The sequence below is a fragment of the Candidatus Pelagibacter sp. HIMB1623 genome (genome assembly GCF_052047695.1).
Taxonomy (GTDB): domain Bacteria; phylum Pseudomonadota; class Alphaproteobacteria; order Pelagibacterales; family Pelagibacteraceae; genus Pelagibacter.
Window position 1 is genome coordinate 172058 of sequence record NZ_JBNAJN010000013.1, and the last position, 14268, is coordinate 186325.

At 29.1% G+C, this 14268-nt stretch carries 14 protein-coding genes; 9 read left to right on the plus strand and 5 right to left on the minus strand.

The window, feature by feature from the left end; genetic code table 11:
• The gene (gene murJ, locus ACTTBN_RS05325) at nucleotides 1-1530 is read right to left on the minus strand and encodes a murein biosynthesis integral membrane protein MurJ (RefSeq protein ID WP_440681357.1); all 1530 of its coding nucleotides are present in this window, start codon (nucleotides 1528-1530) and stop codon (nucleotides 1-3) included.
• Nucleotides 1531-1653: 123 nt separating this feature from the next.
• On the opposite strand from murJ, the gene ACTTBN_RS05330 reads away from it, so the two are divergent.
• Nucleotides 1654-3939, plus strand: a complete 2286-nt coding sequence (locus ACTTBN_RS05330) for an NADP-dependent malic enzyme (RefSeq protein WP_440681358.1) — start codon at nucleotides 1654-1656, stop codon at nucleotides 3937-3939.
• On the opposite strand, the gene ACTTBN_RS05335 is transcribed toward ACTTBN_RS05330, so the two are convergent.
• Together ACTTBN_RS05335 and rsmI are read right to left on the minus strand one after the other, a co-directional pair.
• Nucleotides 3940-4536: a BON domain-containing protein gene (locus ACTTBN_RS05335; RefSeq protein WP_440681359.1), complete on the minus strand. Its 597-nt coding sequence runs from the start codon at nucleotides 4534-4536 to the stop codon at nucleotides 3940-3942.
• A complete protein-coding gene (rsmI, locus tag ACTTBN_RS05340) occupies nucleotides 4526-5389 on the minus strand; it encodes a 16S rRNA (cytidine(1402)-2'-O)-methyltransferase (RefSeq protein ID WP_440681360.1) in 864 nt (287 codons plus the stop codon). The genes ACTTBN_RS05335 and rsmI overlap by 11 nt, the downstream gene beginning before the upstream one ends.
• 33 nt (nucleotides 5390-5422) lie before the next feature.
• Between rsmI and ACTTBN_RS05345 the strand changes: the two genes are divergently transcribed.
• Entirely contained in the window at nucleotides 5423-6577 is a 1155-nt protein-coding gene (locus tag ACTTBN_RS05345; RefSeq protein WP_440681361.1) for an ABC transporter substrate-binding protein, read from the plus strand.
• On the opposite strand, the gene rdgB is transcribed toward ACTTBN_RS05345, so the two are convergent.
• Nucleotides 6561-7163, minus strand: coding sequence for an RdgB/HAM1 family non-canonical purine NTP pyrophosphatase (gene rdgB / locus ACTTBN_RS05350; RefSeq protein ID WP_440681362.1), 603 nt, complete (start codon nucleotides 7161-7163; stop codon nucleotides 6561-6563). The genes ACTTBN_RS05345 and rdgB overlap by 17 nt on opposite strands.
• A 36-nt stretch (nucleotides 7164-7199) precedes the next feature.
• Between rdgB and ACTTBN_RS05355 the strand changes: the two genes are divergently transcribed.
• The 7 genes from ACTTBN_RS05355 to ACTTBN_RS05385 all read left to right on the plus strand — a co-directional run bounded on the left by ACTTBN_RS05355 (nucleotide 7200) and on the right by ACTTBN_RS05385 (nucleotide 13598).
• Complete coding sequence (locus ACTTBN_RS05355) at nucleotides 7200-7853, plus strand: nucleotide exchange factor GrpE (RefSeq protein ID WP_440681363.1); 654 nt, start codon at nucleotides 7200-7202, stop codon at nucleotides 7851-7853.
• Nucleotides 7854-7914: 61 nt separating this feature from the next.
• A complete protein-coding gene (gene dnaK / locus ACTTBN_RS05360) occupies nucleotides 7915-9840 on the plus strand; it encodes a molecular chaperone DnaK (protein WP_440681364.1) in 1926 nt (641 codons plus the stop codon).
• Between the two features lie 29 nt (nucleotides 9841-9869).
• Entirely contained in the window at nucleotides 9870-10997 is a 1128-nt protein-coding gene (gene dnaJ / locus ACTTBN_RS05365) for a molecular chaperone DnaJ (RefSeq protein ID WP_440681365.1), read from the plus strand.
• Between the two features lie 45 nt (nucleotides 10998-11042).
• Nucleotides 11043-11225 (plus strand): hypothetical protein, encoded by a 183-nt coding sequence (locus ACTTBN_RS05370; RefSeq protein WP_440681366.1) that lies wholly within the window; start codon nucleotides 11043-11045, stop codon nucleotides 11223-11225.
• Between the two features lie 12 nt (nucleotides 11226-11237).
• Nucleotides 11238-12014, plus strand: a complete 777-nt coding sequence (dapB, locus tag ACTTBN_RS05375) for a 4-hydroxy-tetrahydrodipicolinate reductase (protein ID WP_440681367.1) — start codon at nucleotides 11238-11240, stop codon at nucleotides 12012-12014.
• A complete protein-coding gene (gene nth, locus ACTTBN_RS05380) occupies nucleotides 12014-12667 on the plus strand; it encodes an endonuclease III (protein ID WP_440681368.1) in 654 nt (217 codons plus the stop codon). Before dapB ends, nth begins: the two co-directional genes overlap by 1 nt.
• 1 nt (nucleotide 12668) lies before the next feature.
• Nucleotides 12669-13598, plus strand: coding sequence for an adenosine kinase (locus tag ACTTBN_RS05385; protein ID WP_440681369.1), 930 nt, complete (start codon nucleotides 12669-12671; stop codon nucleotides 13596-13598).
• A 102-nt stretch (nucleotides 13599-13700) separates the two neighbouring features.
• Here ACTTBN_RS05385 and ACTTBN_RS05390 read toward each other — a convergent pair whose 3' ends face one another.
• Complete coding sequence (locus tag ACTTBN_RS05390) at nucleotides 13701-14264, minus strand: winged helix-turn-helix domain-containing protein (RefSeq protein WP_440681370.1); 564 nt, start codon at nucleotides 14262-14264, stop codon at nucleotides 13701-13703.
• Nucleotides 14265-14268: the final 4 nt, after the last annotated feature.

Genomic DNA, 14268 nt, shown 5'->3' on the forward strand with positions numbered 1-14268 from the left:
CTAGTACTTTAATTTAATATCGTTCATTTGAAAAGCTTTGATGAAATAACATACAATTAAATAGAATAACAATCCTAATGCAACAGATAGAACTAAATATAAAGATTTAATTGATTGATTAAATGCTAATTCATTTTGAAAAAAAATTAACATAAAGTTAAAGAATAAACCCATAAGGATTGATGCAAAAATTATTTTAATAAATTTAATAAAAAATATTTGATTGAAATAAAATAATTGTCGATTTTTTAAAAATATAAATAATAGTACTGAATTAAACCATGATGAAATAGATGTTGCAATTGGAATAATTATAAAACCAATTTCTCTAAAAAAGTAAATACTAATAAAAATATTTAGCATTACTGAAATTAAAGAAATATAAAATGGAGTTTTGGTATCATGATTTGCAAAGAAAAAACTTGAAAAAACTTTTATTAAGGCAAATGCAGGTAGTCCTAATGCAAAATAATATAAAGCTAAACTTGAATTATTTACTGAATTTTCATTAAAAGAACCATAACCAAATAAAGCTGAAATAATTTGTTCTGATCCGATAACTAAAGCAATAGTTGCTGGAAGACTTAAAAATAAACTTAACTCAAGCGCTTTATTTTGTATTAGCAAAATTTTACTTTTTTTTCGAGATTGAATATGTCTTGATAACTGAGGAAGGATAACTACTCCAATTGCAATTCCAGCTATAGCTAAATTTATTTGATAAATTCTATCTGCATAATACAAATATGAAACTGCACTTGCTTGAAAAGACGCAATAATTGTTCCAATTAAAATATTAATTTGAGTTACACCAGAAGAAAATATACTTGGTAAAAGTTTTTTAAAAAAAAACTTAACTTTATTACTTACACTAAAATTAAAATCAAATTTAAGTGAGTAATATTTTGATACGTATTTATATAAAAATATTAACTGAAAAAAACCTGCTAAAGAAACACCATAAGACAAATAATAAACCAACTGATCACCTAAAGATTTAGAAAAGATTAAAACTAAAATTAAAATAATATTCAAAATTATTGGGGCTGCAGCTGCAGCTGCAAACTTGTTATGTGAGTTTAGAATTGCAGAAAAAAATGATGCTAAACAAATAAAAAATAAAAAAGGAAAAGTAATTCTTGTTAAATTTATTGCTGCTTCCATTTTTTCTAAGTCACCAACAAATCCTGGAGCAATGATTGAAACAAATGCAGGCATGAAAATTTCAATAATTATTGTTAAAAACAGTAGCCCTAAAAAAAGAAGATTAAAGACACTATTGGCAAACTTATTGGATTGTTTTTTTCCTTTAATTAATTCAGATGAATAACTTGGAACAAATGCTGCATTAAAGGTTCCCTCAGCAAACAATCTTCTAAACGTATTTGGAATTCTAAATGCCACAAAGAAAGCATCGGCCAACATTCCTGTACCAAGAAATATTGCAATTAAAATATCTCTTAAATAACCAAGCAACCTACTTATTATTGTATAAAACCCAAATGTGCCTGTTGACTTAAGTAAGTTCATAAATCATATTAGTCTTAATTTTACCCTAATTGTAAGCTTATTGTAAGGATATATAGATAAAATATTTAGAATAATAAAAATATTAAAAATTACAAAAAATATTTAACTTTGACTTCTAGAGAAATGAAAAAAACAAAAATTGACCATTACACTGACAAAGAAGCTTTAGATTTTCATAAAGATAGAAGACCTGGAAAAATTGAAATCAGATCATCTAAAAACATGACAACTAAACGAGATCTTGCTTTAGCATATTCTCCAGGAGTGGCCGCTCCAGTTAAAAAAATTAGTGAAAATCCTGAAGCTGCATATGATTACACTAGTAAAGGAAATTTGGTTGCAGTAATTAGTAATGGTTCAGCAATTTTAGGAATGGGAGATTTGGGAGCACTTGCCTCAAAACCTGTAATGGAAGGAAAGGCTGTATTATTTAAGAGATTTGCTGATATTGATTCAATAGATTTGGAGATAGATTCAAAAAACTCTGATGAGATTATCAACTCAATTAAAAATTTTGCACCGAGTTTTGGTGGAATTAATTTAGAAGACATAGCTGCTCCTGATTGTTTTATTATTGAGCAAAAATTAAAAGAAATTTTGGACATTCCAGTTTTTCATGATGATCAACATGGTACAGCAATTATAACAACAGCGGCATTAATTAATGCCTTAGATATAAGTGGCAAGTCTATTAAAGATATAAAAGTTGTTGTAAATGGTGCGGGAGCTTCTGCTATAGCTTGTACCGAATTATTTAAAAGTTCAGGGGTTCCTCATGAAAATGTCACCATGCTAGATAGAAAAGGTGTTATTTATAAGGGAAGAACGGAAGGAATAGATCAATGGAAATCAAGACATGCCATTGAAACTAAAAATAGAACTTTAGCAGAAGCTATTAATGGTGCCGATGTTTTTTTAGGTCTTTCAGCTAAAGGTGCATTAAAAAAAGAATTAGTAAAAACCATGGCAAAAAATCCAATTATATTTGCTTGTGCTAATCCAGATCCAGAGATAACACCAGAAGAAATTAACGAGGTAAGAGATGATGCAATTATAGCAACTGGTAGATCAGATTATCCAAACCAAGTAAATAATCTTATTGGATTTCCATACATATTTAGAGGTGCTCTCGATGTTAGATCAAAAATTATAAATGAAGAAATGAAGGTTGCAGCTGCTGAAGCTATAGCTAAGCTTGCTAGAGAAGATGTTCCTGACGAAGTAGCAGCAGCAATGGGTGGCGAAAGACCTCATTATGGAAAAGATTATATTATTCCATCTACTTTTGATCCAAGGTTAATAAGTGTAATTCCATCAGCAGTAGCTAAAGCAGCAATAGATAGTGGTGTAGCTAGAAAAAAAATTGAAAATTTTGATATTTATCGAGAACAACTAAAACAAAGATTGGATCCTACTGTTACAATCATGCAAGGAATAAATTCTTTTATAAAAAAAAATCAGAAAAAAATTGTATTTGCTGATGGTGAAGACGAGAACACTTTGAAAGCAGCAATAGCTTTCAAAAAAAATAAGCTTGGTATTCCAATATTAGTTGGAAAAGAAAGTAGAATAAAAGAACAATTAAAAAAAATTGGTTTTAGTGAAAACTTCGATATTGAAATTACAAATTCAAAAGATGAGCAAAAGAGAAAAAAATATGTTGGTCAATTATTTAAAAAATTACAGAGAGAACAAGGATTATTAGAACGTGATTGTGATAGAATGGTAAGAAATGATAGAGTTATATGGGCTACTAGTATGGTTGCCTGCGGAGATGCAGATGGTGCAGTGACTGGAAACACTAGGCGTTTTGGAGCTTCATTAGAAAAAATTAAGCAAGTTGTGGATGTTCGTAAAGGCGAGATTATGTATGGTCTAAATATGATTGTGCATAAAGGAAGAACTATTTTTATTGGTGACACAAGTGTTCATGAATACCCAACTTCTGAACAAATGGCAGATATAGCCACTTCTGCAGCAAGAGTAGTAAGGCTTTTTGGATTTAATCCTAAGGTTGCATTTGTATCGCATTCAACTTTTGGACAACCTTTAACCAGCAGAACAAAACACATTAGAAGCTCAGTAGAAATTCTAAAAGAAAGAGAGGTTGACTTTGAATTTGATGGTGACATGCAGCCAGATGTAGCTCTTAATTCTGATTATCAGGAATTGTATCCATTCGCAAAAATTGTTGGAAAAGCAAATATCCTAATAATGCCAGGACAACACAGTGCAGCAATTTCATACAAGTTGATGAAAACTATTGGAGATGCAAAAGTCATAGGCCCATTACTAATCGGGCTTGGGCTTCCAATTGAAATTGCTCCATTAAGATCTTCAACGTCTGAAATTTTAAATCTTGCATCTGTCGCTGCATACTCTTCTGAAATTATAGATTATAAGAAATAACTATTCTCTTTGTATTCTTAAATCTTCTACTAACAAAATACTTGCAATGACATCCTCTACATCTAGAATTTCTTCTGCTTCACTAATTACCAGCTCTTTTTCTTCTGCGGTCAATGCTATTCCATAAATATAAATTTTACTTTTGTGGGTATCGATTTGGAAATTTGTAGCTTTAATATTTTTGTTTACAATTAAAGCAGTTCTTAATTGTGAAGTTATTAATAAATCTTTTGCTGATTGTTTTAAATTAAACTCTTCTTTTATTTTAATATCATTTCTTACTGATCTAGCACCTTTAGTTTCCCATGCAATTTTCGTTATGTGTAATTTTTCTTCTGGTGTATTTACTTTTCCAGTGATAAAAATTCTTCCATCTAATACTTTAGTTTTAACAGCTAAAAAATATTTTTTATCTTTAGCAAGGATTTTTGTCGTAATACTTTTTTGCATAATAGAATCATCAATTTGAGTACCCACTGTTCTTGGATCTAAAGCAACAGACACCCCACTTCCTAAAATTCCCTTTGATGCTACACCAGCTGCACATCCTGACAACACAATTGCAAAAAAAATTAGTACTAAAAACTTAAATTTCATTTTTTAATTTTAAACAGTAATCATAAATCACTTTTTTTGGCACATTTTTGTTTGAACTAATAATTTGAGTAATTTCTCTTATTGAAAATTTATTTATCATTTTATTTATTATAACTTTATCTGATTCACTTAATTTATGTGAATTAATTTTTCCATCTTTTTTTTCAGATATTACAACCGTACACTCACCTTTAGGTTCTTTTTCAAAAGGTTTTAAGTCATCTACATTATCTCTAATAAATTCCTCATATAATTTAGTCATCTCCCTACAAAATATAATTTTTCTTCCAGAAAAATATTTTTTTAACTCTGGTATAATTTTATTAATTTTTTTAAAAGAAACAAAAAAAACCAAAGAATGATTAAATTCTGAAAGACGTTTTAATTCATTTGATATTTCATTTTTTTTTTCAGGAAAAAACCCATAAAACAAAAACTTATCAGAAAAACCACTTATTGAGATTGCAGTAGAAACAGCTGAGGGTCCAGGTATTGGGAAAATAGCAATATTCTCATCGATACAAGAATTAATTAAAATTTCTCCTGGATCAGAAATACTTGGCGTACCAGCATCAGAGATTATTGAAATGATTTTTCCTGATTTTAAAAAATTTATTATTTTACTAATATTTTTTTTTTCATTAAATTTATGATTTGATATCAGGTCTGATTTTATTTCATATTTATTCATTAGAATTTTTGAAACTCTAGTATCCTCACATAGTATAAAATCAGATTTTTTTAATGTTTCTATTGCCCTTAGTGTAATATCGTCTAAATTTCCTAGGGGAGTTGAAACTAAGTAAAGTCCACTTTGATAATCTTTTATTTTAGATTGTGGTTTAATTATCATAATTTAGCTAAAAAAATTTATAATAACATTAAAATGATAAAACTTATTAAAATTCTTTATATAATTTTTGTAAGCTTTGTTTGTTTATTTTTTCAAACAGCTAAAGCAAATGAGAAAATAAAAATAGGATTACTAGTTCCTATGACTGGTCCAAATAAAGATATTGGAAAATCTATAATAAAAGCAGTCAGTCTTGCTGTAAAAGACATTAATAATAATCAAATAGAAATTTTTCCAAAAGATACTGCCTCACGAGCAAATCAAACACTCAAATCGGCATTTGAATTGAGTCAAATGGGTATAAAAGTTGTAATAGGACCTGTCTTTCATGAAAGCCTGACTTACTTAGATGAGATGGAAAATTTAATCTTTTTATCCTTAACAAATAAGACGTTAGATCTTCCAAAAAATGTTATTTCAGCAGGAATAAACTCAACATCACAAATAAATACAATAAAAAAATTTCTAGAGATAAATAATATTCAAAGAACGCTTTTTTTAACTCCTATAACTAATTATGAATTTGAAGTTAAAAAAGGTTTGAAAAACTCTAAAATTAAAATTTATAAGAATTATGAGTATAACACCGAGCCAACAAAATTAACAAAACAAATAGAGGATATTACAAATTACAAAATTAGAAAAAAAAACTTGGAGGATGAAATTAATAGAATTAAAAATTCTAATGAACCAAACAAGAAAATAAAAATAAGAAATTTGGAAAAAAAATACACTTTGGGTAATTTAAATTTTGATGCAGTTGTAATTGCTGATTTTGATGAAAGTTTAAAAAGTGTAGCAACTTCTTTACTATACACAGATGTTTTGCCTGAAAATAAATATTTTATTGCTTTAAACCAATGGTTTGATGAAGGTTTGTTAAAACAAACTGATATTCAACCTTTATATTATCCATCAATCAATAAAAATAATTTTGATGATTACAAAATAAAATATTTTAATGCATTTGGTGAGGACCCCTCTCATCTATCTCTTTTAAGTTATGATCTTGTTGGTCTTGTCTATTATTTGTCCTTAAATACTGATCTAAAAAAACTAAACAAAATTTTTCAAAGAAAAAATTCTTTTAAAGGCAAAATAGGAATTTTTGATATTAAAAATAATAAGATTAATCACAAATTAAATTTTTATAAAATAGAAAATCAAGAACTTATAGAAATTTTTTAAGTTTTTTAAAAGCCTGATATCTATGATCTATTTTATATTTGTGAGAAGGTTTCATTTCACTAAAAGTTTTTATCTCTTTAGATGGAATAAAAATTGGATCATAACCAAATCCGTTTTTACCTCTTGGTTCATTTGAAATTTCACCATCTACTTTTCCTAATACACATGCAATTTTTTTATTTAAAAAAGAAATAGATAAAGCGCAGACAAATCTGGCTTTAATTTTTTTATTTTTCCAATTTTTATCTTTTTTATTTAACTCTCTATAAACTCTTTTTATGGCTTTATTAAAATCTCCACGTTTTCCACCCCAACGGGCTGAAAAAATTCCAGGTTTTTTATCTAAAAGGTCTATCTCAAGACCAGAATCATCCGCCAAACAGATTAATTTTGTTTTTTTTGAAAAATATTTTGATTTAATTAACGAATTTTCCCTGAAAGTTTTACCATTTTCTGCTGGACTTTTTAGATTATACTGTGAAGTTGAGTAAATTTTAATATTTTTTGGCAACAAGCTTCTGATTTCTCTTAATTTACCCTTATTATTTGTACCGATTAGTAAACTATTAATTTTTTGTTTAAGCATCTAGAAATTATTAAAATCCTTACCATATAAGTGGTTATGGAAAAAGAAGAAAGCCAAATTAACACTAATCAAAGCCAAAATGATAATGTGGATAAAGAAACTGCTAAATCTGATGAAAATCCAAAAGGCGAAGACCAACAAGAAGTAAATCAAGAACCAAAAGAAGAAGTTAAAGAGCCTACCCCAGAAGAAAAGATTGCTGAGCTTGAGGATAAAGTTGCTAGAACTTTTGCTGAAATGGAAAATCAGAGAAGAAGATTTGAAAAAGAAAAAGAGGATGCATTTGAGTATGGTGGTTATAGTTTTGCTAAAGAGGCATTAAATTTAATTGATAATTTAGATCGATCCAAACATGTTTTAGAAAATGATGAAAAACTTAAAGACACAGAAGCTTTAAAAAAAACTTTAGAGCACTTAGATATAATTAAAAAAGATCTGATCTCTATATTTGAAAAAAATAATATTAAACCAATTGATAGTCTTAACAAAAAATTAGATCCAAATTTTCATCAAGCTATGATGGAAATAGAAGATGATACAAAAGAACCAGGTACAATTATTCAGGAAATTCAAAAAGGTTTTACCATAAAAGATAGGTTACTTAGACCTTCGTTAGTAGGAGTGTCAAAAAAAGTAACAAAAAAAGATGAAAAAACCGAGGAAATTAAGGAAAATTCAGAGGACAAATAATTATGAGGTCAACTTGTAGTTTTAAATTTAAACCCTATATGACGAAAGAGAGCAAATAATAATGAGTAAAATAATTGGAATTGATTTAGGAACAACTAATTCTTGTGTTGCCATAATGGAAGGGACTCAAGCTAAAGTTTTAGAAAATGCTGAGGGTGCAAGAACAACTCCTTCGGTAGTCGCATTCACTGATGAAAATGAAAAATTAATTGGTCAACCAGCTAAGAGACAAGCTGTTACTAATCCTGAAAATACTATTTTTGCAGTTAAAAGATTAATTGGAAGAAACTTTGATGATCCAACTGTTAAAAAAGATGTAGAAGCAGCCCCTTTTAGGATTGTTAAATCTGAAAAGGGCGATGCATGGATTGAAGCTAAAGGTGAAAAATACTCACCTTCACAAATCTCAGCATTTATTCTTCAGAAAATGAAAGAAACTGCAGAAAAATATTTAGGACAATCTGTAGAAAAAGCAGTTATTACTGTGCCAGCATACTTTAATGATGCTCAAAGACAAGCAACAAAAGATGCAGGTAAAATTGCAGGACTTGAAGTTTTAAGAATTATTAATGAGCCTACAGCTGCATCCCTTGCCTATGGTCTAGATAAAAAACAAAATAAAAAAATCGCTGTGTATGATTTAGGTGGTGGAACTTTTGATGTTTCTATTCTAGAGCTTGGTGATGGTGTTTTTGAAGTTAAATCTACTAATGGAGATACTTTTTTAGGAGGTGAAGATTTTGATAATGCTGTTGTTGATTATTTAATCTCTGAATTTAAGAAGGATAATGGAATTGATCTAAAATCTGATAAACTCGCGCTGCAGAGATTAAAGGAAGCCGCTGAGAAAGCAAAAATTGAATTATCATCAGCTGAACAAACTGATATTAACTTACCATTTATCACAGCTGATAAAACAGGTCCAAAACATATTAATTTAAAAATGACTAGAGCAAAACTTGAAGCTCTTGTAGAGGACTTAATTGCTAAAACTTTACCTCCTTGTAAAACAGCTTTGAAAGACGCTGGAATTAATGCAAGTGAGATTGATGAAGTTGTAATGGTAGGTGGTATGACAAGAATGCCAAAAGTTATTGAAGAGGTAAAAAACTTCTTTGGTAAAGATCCAAACAAAAGTGTAAATCCCGATGAAGTTGTTGCAATGGGCGCGGCTATCCAAGCAGGAGTATTGCAAGGAGATGTAAAGGATGTTCTATTGTTGGATGTTACCCCATTGTCTCTGGGAATCGAAACTTTAGGTGGAGTTTCTACAAAATTAATTGATAAAAACACAACAATACCAACAAAAAAAAGCCAAGTTTTCTCAACTGCTGAAGATAATCAACCAGCTGTTTCTATTAGAGTGCTGCAAGGTGAGAGAGAAATGGCTACTGATAATAAATTGCTTGGAAACTTCGAGCTAGTAGGTATTGCGCCGGCTCCGAGAGGAGTGCCTCAAATTGAAGTTACTTTTGATATTGATGCTAATGGTATTGTGAATGTTTCTGCAAAAGATAAAGGAACTGGTAAAGAACAAAAAATTCAAATTCAAGCATCAGGTGGATTAAGTGATGAAGAAATTGAAAAAATGGTTAAAGATGCTGAAGCTAACAAGGAAGCTGACAAAAAGAAAAGAGAGTCCGTTGATGTTAGAAATCAGGCAGACACTTTAATTCACTCTACTGAGAAAAATTTAAAAGAACATGGAACAAAAGTTTCAGATGCAGAGAAAAAAGCAATTGAAGACGCTTCATCTTCTTTAAAAGAAGCCTTAAAAAGTGAAGATATTGAGGATATCAAGAAAAAAACTGAAGCTTTAGTTCAAGCTTCAATGAAACTTGGAGAAGCAATCTATAAATCGCAACAAAATGCAAAACCTGAATCTGGTAAAGATGATGGTGGAAATGATGCAGGCAAAAAAGACGAGAATGTTGTTGATGCTGATTTCGAAGAAGTAAAAGACGAAAATAAGGAAAAAAGCGCTTAAATTGACATTTAACTGTCTGGGGTAATTTGATGGCTAAAAGAGACTATTATGATGTCCTAGGCGTTAACAAAAGCGCAAGTCCTGAAGAATTAAAATCCGCATATAGAAAATTAGCAGTAAAATATCATCCTGATAAAAATCCAGGAGACAGTGCTGCTGAGGAAAAATTTAAAGAGGCTAGTGAAGCCTACGGAATTCTTTCAGATAAAGAAAAAAAACAAAACTACGATAATTTTGGTCACGCAGCATTTGAAAATGGTGGTGGTAGACCAGGGGGAGGTTTTGGGGGATTCAGTGGTGCAGATTTTTCAGATATTTTTGAGGATTTCTTTGGAGATTTTGGAGGCGGTGGAAGATCAAGAAGTAGGAAGTCTAACAATCGAGGTTCTGACCTAAGATATGATTTAACAATTTCACTTGAGGATGCTTATCACGGAAAGAAACAGGACATTAAATTCTCTACAACAGAACAATGTGGGACATGTAAAGGGAATGGATCTAAACCAGGTTATTCTCCTGATAGATGTTCATACTGTGGGGGTAATGGTAGAATAAGATCTAATCAAGGTTTCTTTACAGTTCAACAAACTTGCCCACAATGTAATGGCAATGGAGAAGAAATTACTAATCCTTGTAATGATTGTAACGGTCAAGGTAAAAAACAAGCATCAAAAAAAATATCTGTAACAATTCCCAAGGGAGTAGATGATGGAACTAGAATAAGGTTAGCTGGTAAAGGTGAAGCTGGAACTAGAGGTGGCGCAACAGGAGATCTTTATTTATTTATTAACATCAACTCACACGACCTATTTAAAAGATCAGATGAGAATTTATTTTTTGAATTTCCTCTATCTCTAGCTGATGCTGCCTTAGGGACTACTATTGAAATCCCAACTATTGATGGCGGAAAAGCAAAAATAAAAATACCTGATGGAACTCAAAATGGTAAACAATTTAGATTAAAAGGAAAAGGGATGCCTTTTATGAGAAGAGGTGATTTTGGTGATTTATATGTACAGGTAAAAACGGAGGTACCCGTTTACTTAAATAAGAAACAGAAAGAATTATTAGAACAATTTAGAGAAATTGAAAATGACAAATCAAATCCAAGTATTAAAAAATTTTTTGAAAAAGCAAAAAGTTTCTGGAAAAACTAGTCAATAGTGGTAAGATTTTTCATTGTTTACATAATTTACTTCTAAATGAACATTTTTTTGAAAAACATTATTACTTTAGTTTTGCTTACATTTTTTATCCAGGGATGCACAACAGCATTAACAGTAGTGGACGAAACTGTTGCAACGACTACAAAAGTAGTTACAGGAACTGTTAAAGGAGTAGCACATATTACAACTTGTCCATTTACAGAAAAAAAATGTTTTTAATGTTAAAAAGTTATGAAGAAAATTAATTTAGCTATTTCAGGATGTATGGGTAGGATGGGCCAGCAGCTAATTAAATCTTCAATAAAAAATAAAAATTTTAAACTAGTTGCGCTTACAGAAAACAGAACAGTAAATAAGAGATTTAATGGAATTAAACCTGAGTTTAATTCTGAAAATGCATTTAAAAAAACAGATATAATTATTGATTTTACTATCCCTGAATGCACCCTGGAAATATTAAAAATAGCCTCTAAACTTAAGAAAAAAATAGTGATTGGAACTACTGGATTTACCAGAAGTCAAGAAAATCAAATCAAAAAGTATTCAAAAAAAATATCTATTTTAAAAGCTGGTAATATGAGCCTTGGTGTAAATTTATTAATGTATTTAACTGAGATTGCTTCAAAATCATTGAATGATGAATACTTGAGCAAAATACTTGAAGTACACCACAAACATAAAAAAGATTATCCTTCTGGTACTGCACTGATGCTTGGTAAAGGAATTGCTGATGGAAAAAATAAAAATTTGTATGATTTAATTGGAAAAAAATATTTAAATAAAAAAACATTTCCTTATGGTAACAAAATTAATTTTAATTCTATAAGAAAAGGAGAAATAATTGGAGAACACGAGGTAAAATTCTCAAGTGGAAAAGAAATAATTACATTAAATCATGAGGCTTTTGATAGAGCTCTTTACTCAGATGGTGCCTTAGCTGCTTCTGAGTGGTTAATGAAAAAAAAACCAGGCCTATATTCAATGAGAGACTTGCTTAACTTCTCATAATGAATGAAAAACAAAAAGCAAAAATAATCGTTAAAACTCTCAATAAAATTTATCCTAAAACCCCTGTTCCTCTAAAAAGTAAAAATACTTTTACACTATTAATCTCTGTATTACTTTCAGCACAATGTACTGATGTAAATGTAAATAATGTTACAAAAGATATATATCCAAAATACTATAAACCAGAACACTTTGTAAAATTAGGAAGAAAAAAAATTGAAAAATTAATTAGGAAAATTGGTATTTTTAGAATTAAAGCAAAAAGCATTTATCTAATGTCAAAACAAGTTTTAGAAAAACACAAGGGTAAAGTGCCAAAAACCTTTAAGGAATTGGAACAATTACCAGGGGTAGGACATAAAACAGCGAGTGTCGTGATGTCTCAAGGTTTTGGACTTCCAGCTTTTGCAGTTGATACGCATATCCATAGACTTGCACAAAGATGGGGTTTAACAAATGGAGAAAATGTAGTCCAAACTGAGAAAGACTTGAAAAGAATATTTCCTCAAAAAATATGGTCTAAACTACATTTACAAATAATTTTTTATGGAAGAGAATATTGCAAAGCCAGAGATTGTTTTGGTTTAAAATGCAAAATATGCACTAGTTGCTATCCAAAAAGAAGAAAACCTGTTATTACCAAAAAAGCTTAATATGAATATTTTAGGAATAGGAAATGCAATAGTAGATGTTATCTGTAGAGTTGATGATAACTTTATTTCTCAAAACAATCTTACAAAAAGTACAATGAAATTATTTTTTGATGAAAGTGAATTTGAAAATTTATTAAAAAATCTTAAAATTGAAAAAACTGTTTCTGGAGGTTCTGTGGCCAATTCTATAGTTGGACTATCTCAACTTGGAAATAAAGTAGGTTTTATTGGAAAAGTTTCTGATGATGACTTTGGAGATAAATATGAAAAAGGTCTAAAGCATGAAAATGTAGATTATTTTTATTCAAAGAAAAAAGAAAAATTACCAACAGGTAGTTGTTTGATTTTAATCACCCCAGATTCTGAGAGAACAATGTGTACTTTTCTAGGAACTGCAGGAAAAATTAATGAAAACGATGTTAGTATTGATGCTGTTAAAAACAGTGAGATAATATTTTTAGAAGGTTACTTATGGGATGAGGGTGGACCTAAGAAAGCATTTGATAAAGCTATAGATAACGCAAATAAAATCGCTATGTCTTTATCTGATCTGTTTTGCGTAGATAGACATAAACCTCACTTTTTAAACTTAGTAAAAAATAAAATTGATATAACCTTTGCAAACGAGCAAGAAATCATCTCATTAATTGAAGCAAAAAATTTTGATGAGGTTATAAACTTTTCAAAACAGCTTCATAAATTAGTAATTATAACAAGAGGAGAAAAAGGCGCCATTGCAATTAAAGGTGATGAAGTTGCTGAAAGCAACATACAAAAAAATTTAAATATTGTTGATCTTACAGGTGCTGGTGATCTTTTTGCAGCAGGATTTTTACATGGATATTTAAATAAATTTTCTATTAAAGAAAGCTTAGAAAAAGGGACTGAGATGTCATCAAAAGTAATTCAACAATTTGGGGCAAGACTATAATATTAACTTTTTTTTCGCTTAAAACTTCCCTTACCCTTTTTTGGTTTAACAATTTTTGATTTGTATTTTTTTGTAAATAGATCTCTAGCTACTGGATTTTTTTTATTGAATTTGATAGCCATTTTTGTTGTTGATTATAAAATTTTGATCTTTGAAAATTTTTAAAATTTTTTTTCTAAGTCTATAAATGTGAGTCTCTACAGTATGTGTTTCAATTTGTTTTTGATAATTCCAAACATTTAACTCCAACTCATCTATACTAACTGGAGTTTGTTTTTGATGTAAATAAGAAATTATATTAACCTCTTTCTCGGTAAGTTTTAATTTATTTTTTTCATTAAAAATTTCTCTTGAGTTTAAATTAAGAATATAGTTGTTTATTTTGATTTTAGATTGATTGTTGAATTGGTTTTTAATAAATAAAATATTAATTTTTTCTATAAGTCTAAATAATTTTACAGGATGCGTATTTAAAATATGTTGATTCTGTATATTAGATATTTGTTTAGTTGTTAAAACAAGATAATTGGTAAGATTTTTAATTTTAATTGATAAATTCTTTTCATCTTTAATTTCAATAACATTTAAATTTAATTCTAGATCAATTTCCTTTAAAATTTGAAATAAAGGACTTAATTGATAAACTATTAAATTCTTACTGCTCATAATA